Source organism: Bradyrhizobium sp. ISRA464, assembly GCF_029910095.1.
Classification (GTDB): domain Bacteria; phylum Pseudomonadota; class Alphaproteobacteria; order Rhizobiales; family Xanthobacteraceae; genus Bradyrhizobium.
Map to the genome: position 1 here is coordinate 5669074 of NZ_CP094526.1, position 19504 is coordinate 5688577.

22 protein-coding genes and 2 pseudogenes are annotated in these 19504 nt (G+C 59.9%); 13 read left to right on the top strand and 11 right to left on the bottom strand.

All coding sequences use genetic code 11. The features are described 5' to 3' along the window. The first annotated feature begins 344 nt into the window (after nt 1-344). The 6 genes from MTX19_RS26425 (at nt 345) to MTX19_RS26450 (ending at nt 3373) form a co-directional block, all read left to right on the top strand. Nucleotides 345-566 carry a hypothetical protein gene (locus MTX19_RS26425; protein ID WP_280980010.1) on the top strand — a complete coding sequence of 74 codons (222 nt, stop codon included), beginning with the start codon at nt 345-347 and terminating at the stop codon, nt 564-566. Nucleotides 567-620: 54 nt separating this feature from the next. After that, nucleotides 621-1001, top strand: a complete 381-nt coding sequence (locus MTX19_RS26430) for a hypothetical protein (protein ID WP_280984885.1) — start codon at nt 621-623, stop codon at nt 999-1001. 111 nt (nt 1002-1112) lie between these two features. Continuing rightward, nucleotides 1113-1607, top strand: coding sequence for a molybdopterin-dependent oxidoreductase (locus tag MTX19_RS26435; protein ID WP_280980011.1), 495 nt, complete (start codon nt 1113-1115; stop codon nt 1605-1607). 959 nt (nt 1608-2566) lie between these two features. After that, nucleotides 2567-2713 (top strand): hypothetical protein, encoded by a 147-nt coding sequence (locus MTX19_RS26440; RefSeq protein ID WP_280980012.1) that lies wholly within the window; start codon nt 2567-2569, stop codon nt 2711-2713. A gap of 152 nt (nt 2714-2865) precedes the next feature. Beyond that, a complete protein-coding gene (locus MTX19_RS26445; protein ID WP_280980013.1) occupies nt 2866-3063 on the top strand; it encodes a hypothetical protein in 198 nt (65 codons plus the stop codon). A gap of 55 nt (nt 3064-3118) precedes the next feature. Next, nucleotides 3119-3373 (top strand): hypothetical protein, encoded by a 255-nt coding sequence (locus MTX19_RS26450; protein ID WP_280980014.1) that lies wholly within the window; start codon nt 3119-3121, stop codon nt 3371-3373. A 180-nt stretch (nt 3374-3553) separates the two neighbouring features. On the opposite strand, the gene MTX19_RS26455 is transcribed toward MTX19_RS26450, so the two are convergent. Further along, nucleotides 3554-3751 carry a hypothetical protein gene (locus tag MTX19_RS26455; protein ID WP_280980015.1) on the bottom strand — a complete coding sequence of 66 codons (198 nt, stop codon included), beginning with the start codon at nt 3749-3751 and terminating at the stop codon, nt 3554-3556. A 364-nt stretch (nt 3752-4115) separates the two neighbouring features. Here MTX19_RS26455 and MTX19_RS26460 point away from each other — a divergent pair, with 364 nt between their 5' ends. The 4 genes and pseudogenes from MTX19_RS26460 to MTX19_RS26475 all read left to right on the top strand — a co-directional run bounded on the left by MTX19_RS26460 (nt 4116) and on the right by MTX19_RS26475 (nt 6183). Next, nucleotides 4116-4277, top strand: coding sequence for a hypothetical protein (locus MTX19_RS26460; RefSeq protein WP_280980016.1), 162 nt, complete (start codon nt 4116-4118; stop codon nt 4275-4277). Between the two features lie 21 nt (nt 4278-4298). Then, nucleotides 4299-4580: pseudogene (locus MTX19_RS26465) on the top strand (TIM barrel protein); the annotation flags it as partial. Between the two features lie 64 nt (nt 4581-4644). Continuing rightward, nucleotides 4645-5334, top strand: a complete 690-nt coding sequence (locus tag MTX19_RS26470) for a TetR/AcrR family transcriptional regulator (RefSeq protein ID WP_280980017.1) — start codon at nt 4645-4647, stop codon at nt 5332-5334. 36 nt (nt 5335-5370) lie between these two features. Continuing rightward, complete coding sequence (locus MTX19_RS26475) at nt 5371-6183, top strand: aldolase (RefSeq protein WP_280980018.1); 813 nt, start codon at nt 5371-5373, stop codon at nt 6181-6183. Nucleotides 6184-6905: 722 nt separating this feature from the next. Here the strand turns inward: MTX19_RS26475 and MTX19_RS26480 are convergent. From MTX19_RS26480 to MTX19_RS26515, 8 genes are all read right to left on the bottom strand, one after another. Further along, nucleotides 6906-8669 carry an adenylate/guanylate cyclase domain-containing protein gene (locus MTX19_RS26480; protein WP_280985544.1) on the bottom strand — a complete coding sequence of 588 codons (1764 nt, stop codon included), beginning with the start codon at nt 8667-8669 and terminating at the stop codon, nt 6906-6908. Nucleotides 8670-8777: 108 nt separating this feature from the next. Then, on the bottom strand, nt 8778-9278 hold the full coding sequence (locus MTX19_RS26485; protein ID WP_280980021.1) for a helix-turn-helix domain-containing protein: 501 nt from the start codon (nt 9276-9278) through the stop codon (nt 8778-8780). Continuing rightward, on the bottom strand, nt 9278-9628 hold the full coding sequence (locus MTX19_RS26490; protein WP_280980022.1) for a hypothetical protein: 351 nt from the start codon (nt 9626-9628) through the stop codon (nt 9278-9280). Before MTX19_RS26490 ends, MTX19_RS26485 begins: the two co-directional genes overlap by 1 nt. 45 nt (nt 9629-9673) lie before the next feature. Continuing rightward, complete coding sequence (locus MTX19_RS26495) at nt 9674-10021, bottom strand: Ig-like domain-containing protein (protein WP_280984887.1); 348 nt, start codon at nt 10019-10021, stop codon at nt 9674-9676. A 214-nt stretch (nt 10022-10235) separates the two neighbouring features. Beyond that, the gene (locus tag MTX19_RS26500; RefSeq protein WP_280980023.1) at nt 10236-11420 is read right to left on the bottom strand and encodes an aminotransferase; all 1185 of its coding nucleotides are present in this window, start codon (nt 11418-11420) and stop codon (nt 10236-10238) included. Further along, entirely contained in the window at nt 11417-12484 is a 1068-nt protein-coding gene (locus MTX19_RS26505; protein WP_280985545.1) for a tryptophan 2,3-dioxygenase family protein, read from the bottom strand. The genes MTX19_RS26500 and MTX19_RS26505 overlap by 4 nt, the downstream gene beginning before the upstream one ends. 168 nt (nt 12485-12652) lie before the next feature. Beyond that, the gene (locus tag MTX19_RS26510; RefSeq protein WP_280980025.1) at nt 12653-13792 is read right to left on the bottom strand and encodes a CapA family protein; all 1140 of its coding nucleotides are present in this window, start codon (nt 13790-13792) and stop codon (nt 12653-12655) included. A gap of 3 nt (nt 13793-13795) precedes the next feature. Beyond that, a complete protein-coding gene (locus MTX19_RS26515; RefSeq protein WP_280980026.1) occupies nt 13796-14803 on the bottom strand; it encodes an MBL fold metallo-hydrolase in 1008 nt (335 codons plus the stop codon). A gap of 205 nt (nt 14804-15008) precedes the next feature. Between MTX19_RS26515 and MTX19_RS26520 the strand changes: the two genes are divergently transcribed. Together MTX19_RS26520 and MTX19_RS26525 are read left to right on the top strand one after the other, a co-directional pair. Beyond that, entirely contained in the window at nt 15009-15458 is a 450-nt protein-coding gene (locus MTX19_RS26520) for a YbhB/YbcL family Raf kinase inhibitor-like protein (RefSeq protein ID WP_280980027.1), read from the top strand. A gap of 179 nt (nt 15459-15637) precedes the next feature. Further along, on the top strand, nt 15638-16975 hold the full coding sequence (locus tag MTX19_RS26525) for an IS1182 family transposase (RefSeq protein ID WP_280979491.1): 1338 nt from the start codon (nt 15638-15640) through the stop codon (nt 16973-16975). 51 nt (nt 16976-17026) lie between these two features. On the opposite strand, the gene MTX19_RS26530 is transcribed toward MTX19_RS26525, so the two are convergent. Continuing rightward, entirely contained in the window at nt 17027-17182 is a 156-nt protein-coding gene (locus tag MTX19_RS26530; protein WP_280978692.1) for a hypothetical protein, read from the bottom strand. Next, nucleotides 17179-18402 (bottom strand): IS701 family transposase, encoded by a 1224-nt coding sequence (locus MTX19_RS26535; RefSeq protein WP_280985451.1) that lies wholly within the window; start codon nt 18400-18402, stop codon nt 17179-17181. The genes MTX19_RS26530 and MTX19_RS26535 overlap by 4 nt, the downstream gene beginning before the upstream one ends. 166 nt (nt 18403-18568) lie before the next feature. Between MTX19_RS26535 and MTX19_RS26540 the strand changes: the two are divergent. Further along, nucleotides 18569-19208, top strand: a pseudogene (locus MTX19_RS26540) (transposase); the annotation flags it as partial. Nucleotides 19209-19504: the final 296 nt, after the last annotated feature.

Below are 19504 nucleotides of genomic sequence, written 5' to 3' on the forward strand. Positions count from 1 at the left end.
GCCTCGAAATCATGTGATTGCTGAAGCCACGTCGCGCGTGACAGCTCCTCCGGCTGGACTTCAATTCGAGCCGTGTAGAATTGTCCTTTGGAGGTGTCGCGCGATCACCGCCCGGGTCGCATAGGCACGATCCGCTACTTGTAGGCAACCAGTCTGACTTACGCATGGTTGTGAGATCGCGTAGTGCCTCGCTTCGGTAGGGATGCCCTCAAGTGTCGCCGCGGTGCCGCGCAAGTCATTACGCGGAGCGGCGTGTTCCGATCGAATGTTCTTCTCTTGAAAGTCAGTGAGGTCGGTCGGATACTGGATCAAGTCATTGCCACGGGCAACGGAGGAGAAGGATCATGGCGACCCAGATCGTGATGGACCGTACCGGCGATAGCCGGCACCTCTTCAATCCGGATGACGCACAAGAACTGGCGAGGGCGGAGCAGCGGTTCTACGAGCTCACCAATGCCGGCTTTACCGCGGCGGTCCGGACGGGTCCGGGTCAGACGTCGCACCTCCGGTCGTTCGACCCTGCTGCGGAAGAAACTGTCTTCTTCCCCCGACTGATCGGCGGGTAACCGGCCTTGGCCATGTTCGGCTTTCGGCGATCACCGCCCGCAGGCCGCTCCCGTATGAGAGCGGCGCGAGCCCTCTTCATCAGGCACGGCGCCGAGAGCACGCCGGAGGGGCGGTCCCTGCGACTGCTGCGGGAATGGCTTTCGCCAGCGCAGCAAGAGCAATTCGCCAGAAGGGGATACTTCGATGTGGTCGGAAGCGACAGCGGAAGGCGGTACACGATTCACGCCGGGACCTCGGTTAACGTGTGCGAGATCGACGAAAGCGGCCGCCGACAGGAGGGGTTGTGTTTCCTGCCCATTGGCGCTCTGCCGATCGGAGACGTCATGCTCGCCCAGAAGATTGCACTCGAAACATGCGAAGCCCACGTGCGCGCCGTAGCTCAAAAATTCACTCCCAACGGATTTCATTTCAGGCAAGCCCGACCTCTCGGCTGACGGCGCGGGCGGCGTCGTGCTGCGCTACGCCGACTTAAACTAGCTGGCGAGCTTCTTCTCGACCATTTCCTTTGCCGGCGTCAGGCGGACTCCTTCGCGGCTCATCAGCGTGTGAGAACCGATCGCGTCGTCACCAGTCGAGTCCGATCGCACGAGCGTCGAACAGGCTCACGAGGATCCGTCAACGTCCACGGCGATCCGCTTCGCGGACGCGCTGCGCTGGCCGCGCTCGATTTCTACGCCCACGCCGATCTGTTCATGACGCCGCCGGCGGCGCTTGCGGATATCGTGCTGCCTGTGGCGTCCTGCTTCGAACGCGAATCTCTCAAGATCGGATTCGAAATCAGCGCAGAAGCGCAATCGCACGTTCAGCTTAGGCAGGCCATCGTCGCCCCACCCAGCGAGGTACGGTCCGATACCGATGTCGTCTTGGGCCTTGCCGCGCGAGCATTCTCACCGGATGCGTGGATGCATGTCGCAACCGAAAGTCCCTCCTCCAATGGCGGCCGCGGCTTGTCGGTCGCCCATGTCCACGATCGCGACGGGACAATGCTTGCGACCTCGATCCAGGAAACTCTGATGGTTCATCCCGACGCCAGAGCATGATGCTTTTATACGGAAACGTAACCTGAGTTTTTGAAGTAGTTGGTGCACTCCTCCTTGGAGAAGAGATCGAGGAGTTCACCGGCCTTTCGCCAGGTTGTCTCCACACGAGGCTCTGCAGCTCGCATGATCAAGGTGTGGTTTCCCGGGATGCCACCATGAACAAATCCTAGCGGCTTCTCTCCCAGCGGATTCCGGCGCGAGAAGCACGGCTGGAAGCCGACGCGGTAGCCTGCCAGGCATGGAATGCGCGCATGCTGGCGTTCTCCAGGGGCACGGGCGCGTGGCCAGTCTTGCTCGCTATGTAGAATGGGCACGGCCCCAGCCTTGGAGGAACTGGGGCCGTGGGGGGCATCGTGGTGTCTGGGTTTGGGGGACTTCGACACCTCGCGTGGAATGGAATTGAGAACCCGCCCGGTCGCCCTGGTCAATAACTCAAACGGGTCACCTCGTTCGGTGCAGCGCTTGCACGCAGTTCGGTGGAAAGCGGAGCAACTAGATGCGGGCGCAGAAGAAGCGGTAAGGGCGCCCCGCAAAACCACGGTACCCCTTCTTTGCTGTGCCTTCCATCAGCGCGACTAGGACACCCCCGAACAGGCCTGTGCTAGCCATGGAACTTCGAGGCGATGGGCCTCGACATAGGAAAAACTCGGCCCCGGCCTTGCGCTGGGGCCGCCTCTTTTCCTGGTCCCAGATTCGCAAAGAGCTGCCACGCACATATCTTCCGGGGCTCAAACGGAAGCGCATCGAAATCCCGCCGGTGGCCAAGCAGTTTGCCGCTAATATGCGGTCATTCCACAAGGAACATAACGCCATTAAGCGCGATGAGATCGCGGCGGACACGCGCACCTGCTTCTGCAGCATATGTCGAAGGGATCAAAGCTCCGGCTTTCCGAAGTCCTTAAACTGTTCGAGTTTGATGCGATGATCCGAGCGCTGGGCGCAACCCGAAGAGAGATCAAATGACCGTCTGGATCTACGTCAACACAAGCAAGCAAGTTGGTGACAAGGATCACCTCAAGGTCTTCGCCAACGAGGACGCCACGGAAAAATGGTTCGAAGAGAACGACCCCGAAGGCGTGGCGTTCGAGTACGAGGTTCTTGAGTGACCCGCATCGGTCGGAGGAGCGACGCGGGCGGCAATGGCTGCGATAAGCCTTCACAGCAGCCGATCGCGATTATCTATGAGCGGTCCAGGGCCGATAGGATCGGAAGCCCTCTCCGCGCGTTGGATTATTAGGCCCCAGCGGGAGGTCAACAAATGATCAGCGACCGAGAGCGGCGGGCAACGACAACTGCGGAACGCGAAGCCCAGAAGGTATTCAAAGCGGTCGGGGCGAAGGAAGCTATGACCGATTATGCCAAGGCGCAAAAAGCGTTCCACGATAATCGAGAGCGCCTAAAGGCAGAACGGCTGGCGCGCGAGGCTGAAGCGGCCAACCGGACAAAAGCAGGTTGAGCGTCGATCTGGATGACTGCGGGGGACCAAGTTCGGCCTCCCGGTGGAGGGTGAAATGGCCCTGCACTTCAGCCGCGTTCTGGGCGATCTGGAAATTTGGATCGCAAGCAGCTACGGCTATTCATTCGTTATAAGTAACGAGAGCCGAACTGGGCCCGGCTTGCACGGAGAGCCGGGCTTTGTTGCATCATGGCGTCCCGACTTTCTGAATAAGCCCGCGGTTGAGGTGGGCGGCTCGCCTTTCGGTACGTTCACTGAAGCCGAGCAGGCCTGCAATGCGTTCCTGAGTTACCTTACTATTACGGAATGAGGTAACCCCGCTCGACGCCTTGCCCCAAGATCAGCCCTGGTCGCGCGTTGGCTGGCGCCTGGTTTGCACGGTCTGGGCGCGGCCGGTTCTGTGAACATCGTCCCGAACTGGCATGACAGGATTGGCCACGCCGTGCCATTTTAGCAAAGGCTGGAAGCCGTAATTTCCCGCCGATGAAACTCAGCGCCACATCGTAGGCGTGTTCAGAGCGTTGTGACCTGCCGCCTTCAAGTCATCTATTGAGAGCTGTCCGCTTGCCGCGGCTTCGAGGATCTTGGAGGCAACGTGCGCTCTGGCGCCGGTCTCATACACGGAAATATTCTCGCACACTTCCTCGAGCACTGCTCTAAGTAGCGCAGTCGTTTCCGCGTCGAACATGCGTTTCCCTCCAGTTGGAGATAGATGCTGAATGCCGCGCGAGCGGAGTATGTTCGCTCGGCGGCACCGCCACGCATTCCAGTCTGGGCCCTGAAATCCCAGCACGGGGAGATTGGCACTCGTCCGCCAAGGTTTTGTGACGCGCGTGAGCCGACAGGTCGTCGCCGGCTCATGGAGCACGCTAACAAATTCCCGTCGGAGGGCGGCGACAGCGCTAGGCGCTGCCGCACCACATATGGGTTTGGGCGCCCGGCTCGGGAGACCCAGCCCGCGCAAGCCAGAGGCGCGATCGCACTCCTTGATCTGGGCTTCGCGGCGCATAAATGCGCTGTGAACCAAACCGATCCGGACCTATCTGCTGGGCATGCCGATCACCCGAAAGCCGATCGAGATCCCTCCGGAAGTCGCGCGTCAGTTCGCCGACGAAGACACAGCCGACGCTTGGTTCAAAGAGCATGATCCAGAGGGCGTGGCATTCGCCCTGGGCGCCGGCACCGGCATCGTCGCGGACGTCTATCATTGCTGATGGGACCCGAACTTTGCGGCCGGCCTGCGCCGCGCCGGGCCCGACCGTATCCTGACGTTTCATCTGTGCGACTGGCTCGTGCCGACCCGCGACGTCTATCAGGATCGCGGCATGGTCGGAGACGGCGTGATCGATATCGGCTTCTACCGGCGCCTGCTGGACGACATCGGCTACGACGGGCCATTCGAAATCGAGATTTTCTCGAAACTGGACTGGTGGCTACGCGACCCCGAGGAGACGACCCGGGTTTGCGTGGAGCGCTGCGCCCCTTTCGTGGGGCCTCGCCCGACTTGTGCACTATGAGGTTGACGCGCGATGCTTCGCCAGCAGTTATGTCCTACGGACCTGTTCGGAATTTGTATCAACCGTGAACGAAAAGCCCCGCAAGCGCGATTCAATCCAGACCCAGGAGCGGATCCTCGCTGCCGCCAAGACGGAGTTCGCCCGCAAGGGGTATGACGGTGCGCGCGTGGACGCCATCATCGCGCGCGCCAAGATCAGCAAGAACCTGCTCTATCACCACTTCCACTCGAAGGAAGAACTCTATGTGCGCGTGCTGGAGCGCACCTACGAGACCCTGCGCCGGCGTCAGGGCGACGTACCGCTGACCGGGCTCGACCCTGTGGAGGCGATGCGGCGGCTGTGCGAGAGCACGTTCCAGACCTTCATCGACGAGCCCGACGTGATCGTCATCCTCAACACCGAAAACCTGCACCGCGGCAAGCACATCGCGAAATCGCCGATCATTCGCTCGCTGTACAACCGTCTGTCGAATTCGATCCAGACCATCCTCGCGGAAGGCCAAGGTCGCGGCGTGTTCAGGTCCGGCATTGACCCGGTAGAGCTTTACATTTCGATTTCCGCGCTCGGCTATTTCTATCTTTCCAACCGCTATACGCTATCGATGATCTTCGATCGTGATCTGAAACAGCCCGACGACCTGAAACGGCGGAAGGCGCACATCGTCGAGGTGATCCTCGCCTATCTGACCACCGGCGTCGGGCCCTCGCCCGCGGCGCCCTTGACAGACGAACGATCTGCTCAGAAGACGACCTAGCTGCCCGACGGGAGGCAGACACACAGGGAACCGACCATGGCTCACGTTTTGAACCACGACTCCGATCCGGGGACACCTGCCGACACAGGATCAGTCGCACCGAACCGTCCGGACTTCGACAGCGAATCAGTGTGGAACGCGCGGGTCGATCTCGCCGCCTGCTTTCGTTTCGCCGCGCGACTTGGCATGCATGAGGGAATCTGCAACCACTTCTCAGCGGTTGTGCCTGGCTATGATGATCTATTCCTGGTCAATCCCTATGGCTACGCCTTCAGCGAACTCTCGGCCTCACAGCTCCTGATCTGCGACTTCCACGGCGACGTGCTGTCGGGTCAAGGAGTACCGGAGGCGACCGCCTTCTATATCCACGCGCGGTTGCACCTCAAGGTGCCTCGGGCCAAGGTTGCCTTCCATACCCACATGCCGCACGCGACGGCGCTCTGCATGACCGAGGGAGAACCGCTGCTGTTTGCAGGCCAGACCGCGCTGAAATTCTATGGCCGCACCGCGGTGGATTGGGACTACAACGGCCTCGCCCTCGACAGCACAGAAGGCGATCGCATCGCCGCTTCCGTTGGTAGCGCCGACATCATCTTCATGAAGCATCACGGGGTCATGGTGCTGGGTAACAACATCGCCGAAGCGTGGGACGACCTGTACTATCTGGAACGGGCCGCCGAAGTGCAGTGCATCGCCATGTCGACGGGACGTCCTCTTATTCCCGTTGCACCGGACATTGCTGCGGCGACCGCCAAGCAGATGCGCGACGGCGATGCTGCTTCGGCCCTACAGCACCTCGAAAGCCTGAAGCGGATACTCGATCGAGAAGAGCCGTCCTATCGCAGTTGATTCCGCTCCACGAACTCGCCGGCCCAACCGTCGCGACTAGAGCGTTAACGTCGAGCGTACGAAATCGCAGGATATCGTAGGTAGGCGTGTGAGACCGTAGAATTGGTAGCGGCGGAGCGCTACCTACGTTCCCCCCGACAGGATTTGCCTGAGTTCTTGGTATCGGTGGCGTAACCGTTCGCGTTCGCAGGCGTGTATCCTTGCTTCTCCCCTTGTGGGAGAGGTGAAAGCCTAATATTCCCTGTTATTTCAATAAGTTGGATGGATCGTGTCCCGATAGTGTCCTTAGTAGCTTCGGCTGGGGATAGCCTGATCCATCAGTCCAAACCTGAAGCTGGATGGTGTTAGGTTCGATGCATGCAACTAGAGCGATGCTAAAGAAACCAGCTAGCCTTGTCCAAAGCCTGCTGAGCAGCCGCGCGCATGGCGGCGAGCTGATCGCCGCGCTTAGTCAGCGCGGCGATCTCGGTTTCGGCTTTCTGCATCTGTGTTTTCCGAAAAGGATTTCTCATAGAGCCGGTTTACGCCGCAGCCGCGGATTTGCGCAGACCGGACACTTGGGCCGCTCCAAATTCGGTGTAGTTGCTCTTGGCGCGCTCCATATTTCGGAGCATTTTTAGCGCTGGCGAAGTGGTGAGACGGATTTCCACTCCACTGCCGAGAACTAAAAAGAACCGCAAGCATAATGCATACGATAGCAAGCGAGAGGAGGTCGCTTAGCGCTAGGGCGGAAGCCCCGCAGCCTGAAATGCCTCAAATATTCTCTCCCGAGTGGCGAGCGATCGCACCGGGTAATTTTCGTAGGAATGAGACGCCCGAAAGTCTGGCTTGAGCCTCAAAAGATGTGCTGCGGCCTTTCTGGCATCATCGCTTCGATCAGCACCAATACTGTTGATTATCAAAGCCCCCAAAGAATGAGCATCAGCGCGAAATTGGACCGCCTTCTCGGCCCATTTGCACCCTTCGACGTAGTGCCCCAGGCAAAAGAGAGCGAATGCCTTTCCATTCCATGTCCACTTTCTGTGTGGGTCAAGTGGGCTTATTCTCAGCAGCCGATCGAAGCACTGAACAGCTTTATCAGGTTCATCGCACATCAACGCGACCCAGCCGTATGAATGCCATGCTGTAGCAAGGTTGGCATTGAGAGCCACAGCTTCAGCAGTCATCGAAAATCCGCGATCATAGCTGCGTCCAATATACGTGAGAACGTGTCCGGCTACTGCCAACGAAAATGCGTCATCAGCCGCGAGCTTTGCGGCAGAGTTGGCAAACTGAATTGCTTCCGTGCGCTCTTCGGCAGTGAGAGGTGATCCGCTAACCGCCTGTTGGACTTGGTATGTCAAGGCCAGATTGGCATAGGCTGGCCCGCACTCCCCATCCTGTTCAATAGCTTTTTTGAGAAAGGCACGCGCCTCATTAAGGGAGCCGTTTTGTACAAGCGCTACTCCCCGCAAATAGAGATCATAACTATCCAGTCTATCTGTGGGTTTCCGTTTCGCCCGTTCGATTTCGGCCCGCACAACAGCGGGAGCTATTAAAGTAACGACTGCCTCGGTAACCTCATCTTGTAGGCTGAATATGTCTTCGATCAATCCGTCGAATTTGTCGGCCCAGAGATGGTTGTTCGTTGCTGCTTCAATCAGCTGGCCGGTAATCCGAACTCGGTTACCTGCCTTTCGCACACTACCTTCCAGCACGTACCTTACACCAAGTTGCTGACCCACCTGTTTGATATCGACGGCCTTGCCCTTGTAGGTAAAGCTCGAATTGCGTGCGATGACGAACAGCGACTTAAATCTAGACAGCGCTGTGATTATATCTTCGACGACTCCGTCAGCGAAATATTCCTGTTCGGGATCGCCGCTCATGTTCTGGAATGGTAGGACAGCTATCGACGGCTTGTCCGGCAGTGGCAGCGTTTTGTAAGGCTCGGCAGGCGAATTTGAGCTCTTAGATGGTGTCGCGCTTCCGGACCGCGCGTCGTACAGTCGCACAGGTCGGTCAATGTTTTTAAGCGCTCTTTCCCCGAGATCGTCAAATAAAAAGCTGGTCTTACCACGAACCTGCTCAAAGGCGCTGCCGGATAGGCAAACACTGCCGGGCTCGCACTCATTCTCGACGCGGGCCGCCACATTAACACCGTCACCGAAGATGTCGTCGCCATCGATTATGATATCTCCGACGTTGATACCGATGCGGAACGTGATCTTCGGCGATGCGCCACCATTGCGCTTCGCCATCCTGCCTTGGACCTCCATCGCGCAGTTCACCGCATCTACAGCACTGGCGAACTCCACCAACATGCCATCGCCAGTCGTCTTCACGATCCGGCCATGATGTTCTGCGATTGCGGGATCAACGACCTCGCGCCGATGCGACTTCAACGCTGCCAAGGTGCCGACCTCGTCGGTCCCCATCAGGCGCGAGTAGCCCGCGACATCCGCCGCCAATACCGCTGCCAGCCGGCGTTCGACACGCTCCGCCATAAAGGCCCCAAGTGCCCGCTAAGCTACCTCGATATTAAGAGCACGAGAGGTTAGTCCTCGGCTAGAGGAAACTTCTGGTTGGGGTGAACGGTGCCTATTTTGAGGTACCTAGCCAGTGACTTCCCATAAGCAGTCCAGAACCAAACCGGGCTCGCCCTTATGTCCTGCCAACCAAGTCCTCGGCGCACTGCGCAACGCGCCACTCTCACCCCATTTCACGCTCCATCTAACGCGGCCGCAGCTCCTGCGGCTCCGACCACTTCGGTGAAAATTCCCGTAATCGGTTCTGTGCCTTGACACGCGCGGTAAGCCGCCGCGATGCTTCTCGATGTACGCGAGCAGATCCGCTGTAACAATGATCCAGACGCCTGCACGCTTTTCCGCGATCGGGCGACGCATCCGCGCGGCATGCGCAATCCAGTAGTAAATCGTTTGGTCGGTAACGTCGCAAACTTTGGCCGCCTCGACCACGGTCAGGAACAGTCGCCCGCGAAGGTCGCCCACCGCGGCACCTGCCCCGCCTAGCCGACGTACGCTATCTGCAAGGCGCGCGGCGTCGGCGGACAGCTGATCAAGCTCGGCGGCGAGCGTCTTCTGGTCGTCGGTCATTATTGGTCTCCCTCTGCCAACACGGCCCAGCACTCATCCAGCGTCCACCCGCACGGCCCCTCAAGGTTGCGCATCGCAAGTCGGAAGTGCTGGTCGCAACGCAAGGCGGCCCGCAGTTCGTCCTCACGGCGCGCGCGTGCATCGGCGCGCATGGCCGTGTCCAGCTCGATCAGCACGGCCATCAACCGGCGTGCTTCACGACGCCGAGCTTCGAGGTCCGGCAGGCGGTCGAGACCCTTGCAGCCATTGTCGAACTGCTCAAAGAGAGCATCCAGGGCAGTCTGAGCAGGCCCAGAGGGACCAGTATTGCGACCGAGGTGCCGATCAACGGCCTCGATGATCGTCTTCATGCGCCAACGAGGCTGCTTCTTCTCGTACCCGCGCACGCTGCTCCGTCATAGACTGAGACTACGCCACTTGGGATCGAGGTTCCGGACCTTCCCACTTCCTCCCGAGCTTATCTCGCTCGTGATCACCGGGGCAACTGTATCCAATGTGAAGGTCAGCGATGCGGTGCCAGTGTTGCCGGCGAGGTCGGTCTCGCTGGCAACGATGGTATGCGAGCCGTCCGCCAGCCCGGTCGACGTAAAACTCCACGCCCCCGTCGAACTCGCCGTGGCCGTCGCCGCAATCGCAACGCCGTCCACCGTGAAATGCACCACCGCGTTCGGATCGCCCATGCCGCTGAGCGCGTCATTCGATGTGATCTTGTCCGTCGACGACGAACCGGTGTCACTGGTCAGGGCCTCGGCGGCGAATGGGGCGGCGCGGTGCTAATGGCGGTGAGCGCGCCCGGTCGCCTTAGCACCGGGCGTTCCATCATTGATGTCACGGCGGCATATCGACGAGTCGGCCTGCTCGCAACGAAGCCGTTCAAGCCCCCCGCGGACGCGGGTGCTTCTGGCTGTTAAGAACGCGCAGAACCGCAGACTGTCACCATTGAGCGCTGGACGGGCTTTAGTTGCCAATCACACGCCGGATTCGCGCCAGTGCCTGATCGAGGTCCGCTGCATTCGTGCAAATTCCGAAACCGAAGCGAAGGCGGTCGCCGCGGTGATCACAGTGCACGTGGACTTCGGCAAGTTTTGCCTCAATCTCGCCTGCACGCCGCGTCCGGAAGGTCAGAAAATTGCCGTGCTGGGCCTTAGCGCCCCATGGCGTAATCAAATCTGCAAACCGCAATCCCTCAATGTGCTGAAGCGCAAGCCCCTCGATGAATAACGTCATCAATGCCTGCGCGTGACGGTGGATTTGTGTGGCAGTCAAGCTCTCACGGGCAAGCCAATCGAATACGGCGACAAGCCGGTAGAGACCCGAGGGATCGAAGGTCGCACCCACGAAACGGCCGGCATCTTGAGGATACCCGACTGATTTCCCCGGAGGCGCTGCAAGCGAGCCGAAATCGGCGAACCAGCCTGTGTCCCGGGGTCTTGGCCCGTAGCCAGGCGGGCAATGCAGGAAGCAGCATCCCTCCCCTGCCATCGCATATTTGTAACCGCCAGCGAGATAAAAGGCGCGGCCCGCGATCTCAGACAGATCGGTCGGACGGGCCATAAAGCCGTGATAGCCGTCGATTACGATGAAAGTATCGCGCGAAGGTACCGCCTCGACCAGGGCCTTGAGATTTCCCGACGTTGCTGATGAGGTAAAAAACACCTGGCTTACAAAGATAAGGTCATGTTCGCTGCTCCCGCATGCCGCATGAAAGCGTTCAGCGAAGGTCTCGAATGGCTCGGCGGATATGTGCGTGACGGCGACCAATCCATCCTCCTCCAGGCGGTCGAGCTGACGCCGTGCGGTATGGAACTCGGCGTCGCTCGTCAGGATACGAATGGGCCGATCCGACGGAAAGCAAGACAACAACCTGCGCAGGAATTCGTGCGTGTTGGGCGCAACGGCGATGGTCGATGGGTCGGGTAGTTGGAGGTGCTTGGCGATCCCGGCCTGGACCCGCGGGATCAGCTCACCGAACACCAAGCCCCATTTTTCGCCGGCGAGCCGCGCCGCATCGTGCCAGCACTGCACTTGCGCGGCGAGTGTCACGTCGGGCCAGTCGTGGTGGCTGTGCGCCGCGAGGTTGATCCGCTCAGGCGCCGCGGCGCGAAACTTCGCAAAATGAGCGGTAAGATCGAGCATGGTCATGACGCGTAAACGAACCTCATCTGCTTTTGGATCGGGGCCGGGAGCTCAGGCACAGCTGAACGCGGAATGAGGAAAGTGGACAGTCGAAACAGGTCAGAGAAAATGCGATGTCGCTCGGCCGTCATCTGAAGATAGGCGTGACCCGAGGAGCCGCCAGTACCTATCTTCAAACCGATCATGCGCTCCACCATGAGTGCATGCCGATATCGCCACAGAGTTAGGGTTTCGTCGATGTCCATGAGCACAGTCAAAAGACGGAACGCCGGTTGCACGGCAGGCTTGTCACGATAGAGAGTGATGAAAAGAGCAGCCTGAACTGATTGCGGCAACAGCCGCCAACTACCCCCCTCATCTGTTTCCGAGAAAATTTCCGAGAACGACGCAATCGCCCGCTCGATATTCTTCAGTTCGCGATCGCGCTTTTCCGGCGGGATCGCAGGATCCGCGCGCACCAGCTCAGCATCGCGAGCTAGATGTTTTTCCACCGCAGCGCGATAGGCCTCGCGGAATGTCTCCCCTCCCCAGTCGAGAAATGGCGTTCGCGCAAGCCAACGATTGAGCAAGTCAAATAACGATGGCCGAGCGCCTGCGGCTCGAAGAGCGTCCCGGTCCGATTGGGAAAGACGCTCGTCGATTGCCTTTTCATCAAATGGAATGCGCGTTTCAGGGGGCAAGCCGAGCCGCGTCTCGATCAGCCGGAACTGCAGGGACTGGAAACCCGAAGCCGGCATCAGCAGGTCGCGAAAGTCCAGGAAGTCAAATGGCGTCATGGTTTCCAGCACGTCAAGCTGGGCCACGACAAGCTTAAGGATTTCATGGACACGATTGAGCCCATGTACGATACGGGCCATGGCATCATCAGTGACTGGGATCGCGCCAAAGTCTGTCTCAACCCGATCGAGCTCATGCAGGATCTGCTTGAACCACAGCTCGTAGGCCTGGTGGACGATGATGAATAACATCTCGTCATGGGCGTTGATGCCGATTCTGGCACTTTCGGGCTCTTGCGATGACAGGAGGCGGTCGAGCCGCAGGTAATCGCCATAGTAGACCGGTACGCGCATCGCTGATCTCCATCGAAATGACGGACGACACCAACTCTTGCGCAGCATCATCCTCTCAATGCGGGTCCGCAGCAAGTGCACACCGAGCGTCTCCGATCTACGCTTGAAAACGAGCCCGGTACTGCATGGCCATCCCGATCATTGGCCCGGACCCAAATGGCTGTACGTTCAGCCAGGCCCGGCAACTGCAAGCTGTCCTTCTGAACCAAGGATGACTCTAGCTTCGAACTTTCGACACTCCCGATCCAGTGTCTGCTGGATCCATTCGATATCCCGCCGCGCCGGAATGGAGAGACGGAAGTTCCTGATCTGGAGCGGAATCAAGTTGAGCGCGTGAAGACAGCCGTCGGTCGCATCCAGGTCGGCCAAATACATCAACACCAGGTCGTCCCGGTAGCGCTCGTAACCTCGAATCCCCTCATAGTCGTTCAGAAAATCACCGCAGCCATACAGAATGAGACGATCCCGATAGATTTCGATCGCTCTCGGATGGTGCGACGAATGCCCATGAACGATCGACACGTTCGCCTGGTCGATGAGTATTCGGGCAAAAATCATCTGTTCGTCCGGAATGTTATATCCCCAATTGGATCCCCAATGGATCGAAACGACGATCAGGTCACCCGGCCTCTTGAGCGCCACGATTCGATCGGCAACCTCTGAGGCGCTCGCTTCGGACAGGTCAGGCAGCAGGTTGACGCCTGGAGCGCCCTCGGTTGCGGCCCATTCCATGGGGATGCCGCTCGATGTCGAACCGAACGAAAAGATCAGAAGCCGGGCATAGGCAAGATTGAGCACGACCGGAGCGCTGGCTTCGCGAACGTTGCGCCCCGCGCCAGTCGCCCTGATGTCGAGCTTTTGTAAGGTCGTCAGCGTTTCCTCTAGGCCTGGGCGCCCATAATCGAGCACATGGTTGTTGGCCAGCACACAGCAGTCGATCTTGGCGGCCGCCAGACAATCTGCATTCTCGGGGCTCATGCGGTAGTTGACGCCCTTGCACGCGCGGTCCTTGCTGCGGGTCACAGCCGTTTCGAGGTTGATGATCCGCGCGTCCGGCCGCATGCGCGCCAACTGGTCCCGTGCTGCGCCCCAAACGTAGGACGGCCCATTACGCCGTGGTATCGGCCCGTTTTCCTGCTCGGCGAGCAGCACATATCCCTCCGCCGATCGCACGGATTGTTCGTGAATTTCGGGGCTGCACGGATGCGCCAACACTTGGTCGATGCCACGACCGCACATGACGTCTCCGCATAGAAAGAGACGGAGCGATTTTCGATGTCCAGCGGGCAAATATATTTCCTCGCGCATGGTCTAGCAGTGAGTTCCCCTGAACGCCGCCATCACTTCAGCAAGCATCCGCTGCTGCTCCCCCACATAACGTGGAGAGAAGTGAAACGGCTCGACGCGGCGCACATTGGCTTCTCGAGCAATTTCTCCAGCAGCTGTGGTCGTTAGATGAGCCCGGTGCCTCGCCAGCGCATCGTCCGCTCCTGCAAACGCCGCTTCGATGAAGAGGATATCCGCGTTCTGCACGAGCGTTACGATGGCGCCACGATTGGCCGGCGTATCGGCGACGTCGGTGACATAGCCAACTTTCTGTCCGGCCGTGACGGTGAGGAGATCACGCAAGGCCCCAAGTGGAACGAGCCGATTGCCCGAAGCCGCCGATCCATCGATCTTGATCAAATGATCGTCCGCGCGCCGTTCGACCACGGCCTGCTTGAGTGAGCGCAACCACGGACCGACGGGCAGCCCGCGCTCCAACAACCGGTTCTTCCAGACATTGACATGCGCCGCCTCCTGCAGCGCAAAGGCAAGGCAGGGCGTACCGTGTTCAAGGATCACGGCTGACACGCGATGGGTCGGTTCGTCGCAGATTACCCCGGCAAGGGTTTTGCGAGAGACTGATGCCTCTGCGACAAAAGCCCTCCTCAGCCTGAACCGCGTGCTCAAGATGGAATTCGCCGCTGCGAGTTCGCTCACGACGAAGACAAGATCGCTAGAATAGGTTTCGACCAGATTCCAGCGATAGGCCTGAAGCTTGTGAAAGACCCGCTCAGTAAAGCCGGATGGACCAAAGAGCTGCACGGACTTCTCGTGTCCGACAAGCAAGCGAAGCAGGTGGTCGAATCCAACGAAGTGATCGATATGCTCGTGCGAGACGAAGACCTGGTCGATGCGTCGTATCTTCCGCGGCGACAGCGAAAAAATCTCTCCGATATCGAACAGCAGGCTGCGCTTCTCGAACAGCGTCTCCACATATACCGTTGGGTCGCCGTAACGGCCATTGACCAGGTTCGGATGAAAAAGCGGTCGCATAGCAAGCCAATCTGCCGCAGCTGCACGACGGACTTCCTGATCTAAGCAGACTTTATGGATTTCGCACTCGCCAAAATCGAGCTATACGGCCGCAATCTGGTCACGCTCGTCCGCCGATCCGGCGAGGTCGCGCCGGCTCCGTAGGAACTCTCAAACCCGAGCCCAGGTCCGAGCCTATGTCCCCTGCAAGCTGATGGAGGGAGCCATGAAACTCGTTTCAAGCGCCTTCGCCGACGGAGCGCAAATTCCGAGACGGTTCACCTGCGACGGAGAAGACCTCTCACCGCCTCTGCAATGGTCTGATGCGCCGGCGGGAACCAAAAGTTTTGTCTTGCTCTGCGACGACCCAGATGCGCCCGCCGGCACGTGGCACCATTGGGCGGCTTACGATGTTCCGGCAGTCCTAACGGAGCTTGCGGAAGGCGCCGCGCGGAACAAAAATGTGAAACAGGCGGTCAATGATTTCCGCAAAGTGGGCTATGGCGGCCCGTGTCCGCCCCATGGCCATGGGCCTCATCATTATCACTTCCGGCTGATTGCCATCTCGACCGACCAGCTTCGGGCAAAGGCCAACGCGTCCTGCCGCGACATCGAACGAGAGGCGCGCAAGTCCTTAATCGCGGAGGCAACCCTCGTCGGCTGGTATGAGAGATAGTGACAATGGGGGGGCGCTCGGGCCACTTTCCAAGGCTTCAGTTGGTCATCAGTACAACCTGACCATTTGCCGTCTTTCCATATACCACCGTCGCAGCACGGCGGCAGCCAATGGAATGCTAGGAGCCTGTCTGAGTAGTGACTGGTCAAGAGGGTGCGAGTCTGATTCCTTACATAGCGATGAGCAAGGAATTTCGCCCCTGGAAGATCGATGAGGCCCAGCTTCTGCCGCCGCGCGTGCAGGATTATGTGCCGCAAGATCACGTTTCGCGGTTGATCGTGTCGCTGGTCAGGGAAAGCCTTGATCTATCGGCGCTCCTCGGCAGCTACCGGAGTGGGCTGGGTCAGCCGCCGTTTGATCCGCGGATGATGACGGCGCTGCTTCTGCACGGCTATGCGAGCGGCATCTACTCGTCGCGGCGGATCGCCAAGGCGACGGTGGAGCGGGCGGATTTCATGATGATCGTGGCCGGCGACCCGCCGGACTTCCGCACGATCTCGGAGTTCCGGCGGCGGCACCTTAAGGCGCTGGCCGACCTGTTTGTGCAGGTGCTGAAGCTCGCCGAGAAGGCCGGGTTGGTGAAGCTCGGGCACGTTGCGCTCGACGGCACCAAGATCAAGGCGAACGCGTCCAAGCACAAGGCGATGAGCTACGATCGCATGAAGAAGCGGGAAGCGGAGCTTGAAGCGGAGGTCGATCGCTGGCTCAAGGCCGCCGAGGCCGCCGATGCGGAGGAGGACCAGCGCTACGGCGACCAGCGCGGCGACGAAATGCCCGATTGGGTGGCCGACAAGCAGAAGCGGCTTGAGAAGATACGCGAGGCCAAGGCCGCGCTGGAGGCCGAAGCCAAGGCTGCAGCCGAGGCGGAGAGCAAGGCGCGGGCCGAGGCCGAGGAGCGTCGCGTCGCCGAAGGCCGCAAGAAGAGCGGCAAGACGCCGACGAAAACCGAGCCCGACGGCAAGGCGCAACGCAATTTCACCGACCCGGAGAGCCGCATCCTGAAGACCAAGGACGGTTACATCCAGGGCTACAACGCCCAGGCCGCGGTCGATGGTGCCCATCAGATCATCGTGGCGCAGACGCTGACCGGTTCCTCCAGCGATCAGGCGCAACTGGCGCCGTTGCTCGACGGGATCAGGGCCAATTTGGGGACCAATCCCGACGAAGTGTCGGCCGACGCCGGCTACTGCTCCGCCGCCAATCTTCGCACGATCAAGCGGCGGCGCATCGAGGGCTACATCGCCACCGGGAGGCAGAAGCACGGCACCCCGTCCGCCACTGCGAAAACGGCTTCAAGAGCCGGATCGCTGATCGCCAGGATGAGCACCAAGCTCAAGCGCGCCGGCTACCGAAGTCGCTACCGCTTGCGTAAGCAGATCGTCGAACCCGTCTTCGGACAGATCAAACAGGCAAGAGGGTTCAGGCAATTCCTGCTGCGCGGCATCGACAAAGTGAAGGCCGAATGGGCCCTGATCTGCACCGCTCACAACCTCGTCAAGCTGGCGAGGGTCGCATGAGCCGCTATCATTAGCCCGCCTTCCCGGAGCTAACTGGACAGGCTCCTAGCATTACAGTTGTAATTTTTGCTTGAGATGCGCTTTGCGCGCGTTGGCTTGATGAGCCCTGCGCCAGGATGACCATGCGAGGATGTGGGCATGCGGGATGCGCCGCTGGGCGAGCTTCATGGCGATGCGGCGGATTTCCTGGATCGACCAGCGGATCAAGAACGATGCTTCGGTCGGGGCCGCGGTCGCGTTTTTTTAAGCAATGCTCCGGTGTTGGCCCGATGACGGATGACGGCCATCGTGGCGAAGGCAAGCATGACCAGTGAGACATGGCGATGCCAGCCATGCCAGGAGCGGGTTTCGTTGTGATCAAGACCGAGCTCGTTCTTGGCGGTTTCGAAGCTGTCTTCGATGGCCCAGCGATGGCCTTCCACGGATACCAGCTTCTGCATGGACGTGCCCTTGGGGCACCATGTGGAGAAGAAGGCTAAGCTGTTGTCGGCAATATTGCGGCGGATCAGAAGACCTCGGGTCCATTCCCCGGCAAGGTCGTCGTTGTATTCGCCGGCGTCGAGATCGGCCAGCTCAAGATAGGCCCAGTCGTGCCAGCGCGGACCTTTGGTTCCTTCGCCGGACGGCAGGCGGCGCCAGGCCTTCTTGGGAAGGCTCTGCGCGATCGTAGAGGCAGTGCCGGCGACAGGCTGCTGCTTGCCCCAGGAATAGAACACGTGATTGGAAGCAACCCCCAGAACATAGCCTTTGCCCGCCTTGCGCAGCAGGGTTTCGATCGCTCCCGTGCCATACACGCTGTCCGCTGCTACGAACGAGAACGGCACCTTTGCGGCGATCGCGCGAGCGATCATTTGATGCGCGATCCGGGGCTTCGTCGCAAAGCTCACATCGCTCGGGACATGTGCGGCCTTCAGGCGAGCGGGTTCGTCCGTCCATTCCTTTGGCAGGTAGAGCGCCCGATCGATGAAGGCATGGCCATGCCGCGACACATAGGAGGCAAACACTCCGATCTGGCAATTGGTGATCTTGCCCGCCGAGCCAGTGTACTGGCGCGCGACCCCACACGAGGCCTTGCCCTGTTTCAAAAAGCCGGTCTCATCGATGACCAGAACCGCGTCCTCGTCACCCAGCGTTTCCAGCGCGTACTCACGTACAATATCGCGCAGCGCGTCGGCATCCCACTGCCCCCGACCCAGAATCGCCTGCTGGCGCCACGGGCCTGGATCGCCAGCCGCTTCCGCCCGCATCCAACCCGTCTTGCGCGGCTCGTTGCCCAACAGTCCGTCGAGAAATTGCCCCGCCGAGGCCGCGACCCGCTCTTGCGTAAACAGCGGACGGATGCGTTGCTTGGCATCTCGCAACGACGAAGCCCACAGCGTCAGCGTATCCTCAACCGACGCGCCACCAATCATCAGATCCCGAATCATGGTCGCCCATAGATTCAGAACCTTCAGGAAGATGCAACTGTAATGCTAGGCCGGAATGCTAGGCCATTTTCTTGTTCTGCAGCGAGTCATGTGGGTGACGATGACCTTGGCCCCACGGGCTTAATCCAGTTTGAAGTTCGTTCTGGCCCACGACAAGGACCAGAGCATGAAGCGCAGCCGCTTTTCGGAAGAGCAGATCATCGGGATTTTGAAGGAGCATGAGGCCGGCGTTTCGGTCGCCGATTTGTGCCGCAAGCACGGCGTCAGCGACGGCAGCATCTACAAATGGAAGGCCAAGTTCGGCGGGATGGAGGTCTCGGAGGCCAAGCGGCTGAAGACGCTGGAGGACGATAGCACGCGGCTGAAGCGGCTGCTGGCAGACGCTATGCTGGACAATGCGGCGCTGAAGGATCTGTTGGGAAAGAAATGGTGACGCCCGCGGGAAAGCGGAAAGCTGTCGCCCATCTGCGGAAAGCATTCGGGATGAGCGAACGGCGGGCGCGTAAAGCCATCGGCTGTTGCCACATGACCATGAGATACTGGACGACCTGGGCGGGCGATGCCGGCCTTCGCCAGCGCATGAAGGCGATCGCCAGGAACGCCGCCGCTTCGGCTATCGTCGCCTGCACGTGCTGCTCAAGCGGGAGGGCTATCTGATCAACCACAAGAAGCTGTTCCGGCTTTACCGGGAGGAGAAGCTTGCAGTGCGCCGCCGTGGCGGCCGCAAGCGGGCAATCGGGACCCGAGCCCCGATGACGGTGCCGATGGCGCCGAACGACCGCTGGTCGCTCGACTTCGTATCGGATCTGCGCAGCACATACCCGTACTCCGGTGCCGGCACCGAAGGGCCGTATTCGGTCGCATCTACCAGAGTCTCGAGTTCGGCCGGGAGGACAAAGCCTTCGATCCGTTGCGCGACCTGGTCGGCAATTTCATCCGGACCCGTTTCCCCGTCGGGCCCGGCAACGTCGTGTTCGGCCAGCCCGTCGAACGGCTGTCCTGCATTCGATCCGGACGCTCTCGATCGAGACCAGGCTTCATCCGGAGCGGCTCCGGAAGCTCCTGGAGGCGGCAGGAGTGCTTCCCGAGGGCGGCGTAGACG

Bases quoted from the DNA above. Each gene is read 5' to 3' on its own strand.
- MTX19_RS26425 (WP_280980010.1), top strand. From the start codon at position 345: ATGGCGACCCAGATCGTGATGGACCGTACCGGCGATAGCCGGCACCTC.
- MTX19_RS26430 (WP_280984885.1), top strand. From the start codon at position 621: ATGAGAGCGGCGCGAGCCCTCTTCATCAGGCACGGCGCCGAGAGCACG.
- MTX19_RS26440 (WP_280980012.1), top strand. From the start codon at position 2,567: ATGACCGTCTGGATCTACGTCAACACAAGCAAGCAAGTTGGTGACAAG.
- MTX19_RS26445 (WP_280980013.1), top strand. From the start codon at position 2,866: ATGATCAGCGACCGAGAGCGGCGGGCAACGACAACTGCGGAACGCGAA.
- MTX19_RS26450 (WP_280980014.1), top strand. From the start codon at position 3,119: ATGGCCCTGCACTTCAGCCGCGTTCTGGGCGATCTGGAAATTTGGATC.
- MTX19_RS26455 (WP_280980015.1), bottom strand. From the start codon at position 3,751: ATGTTCGACGCGGAAACGACTGCGCTACTTAGAGCAGTGCTCGAGGAA.
- MTX19_RS26460 (WP_280980016.1), top strand. From the start codon at position 4,116: ATGCCGATCACCCGAAAGCCGATCGAGATCCCTCCGGAAGTCGCGCGT.
- MTX19_RS26475 (WP_280980018.1), top strand. From the start codon at position 5,371: ATGGCTCACGTTTTGAACCACGACTCCGATCCGGGGACACCTGCCGAC.
- MTX19_RS26480 (WP_280985544.1), bottom strand. From the start codon at position 8,669: ATGGCGGAGCGTGTCGAACGCCGGCTGGCAGCGGTATTGGCGGCGGAT.
- MTX19_RS26485 (WP_280980021.1), bottom strand. From the start codon at position 9,278: ATGACCGACGACCAGAAGACGCTCGCCGCCGAGCTTGATCAGCTGTCC.
- MTX19_RS26490 (WP_280980022.1), bottom strand. From the start codon at position 9,628: ATGAAGACGATCATCGAGGCCGTTGATCGGCACCTCGGTCGCAATACT.
- MTX19_RS26500 (WP_280980023.1), bottom strand. From the start codon at position 11,420: ATGACCATGCTCGATCTTACCGCTCATTTTGCGAAGTTTCGCGCCGCG.
- MTX19_RS26505 (WP_280985545.1), bottom strand. From the start codon at position 12,484: ATGCGCGTACCGGTCTACTATGGCGATTACCTGCGGCTCGACCGCCTC.
- MTX19_RS26510 (WP_280980025.1), bottom strand. From the start codon at position 13,792: ATGCGCGAGGAAATATATTTGCCCGCTGGACATCGAAAATCGCTCCGT.
- MTX19_RS26515 (WP_280980026.1), bottom strand. From the start codon at position 14,803: ATGCGACCGCTTTTTCATCCGAACCTGGTCAATGGCCGTTACGGCGAC.
- MTX19_RS26520 (WP_280980027.1), top strand. From the start codon at position 15,009: ATGAAACTCGTTTCAAGCGCCTTCGCCGACGGAGCGCAAATTCCGAGA.
- MTX19_RS26525 (WP_280979491.1), top strand. From the start codon at position 15,638: ATGAGCAAGGAATTTCGCCCCTGGAAGATCGATGAGGCCCAGCTTCTG.
- MTX19_RS26535 (WP_280985451.1), bottom strand. From the start codon at position 18,402: ATGATTCGGGATCTGATGATTGGTGGCGCGTCGGTTGAGGATACGCTG.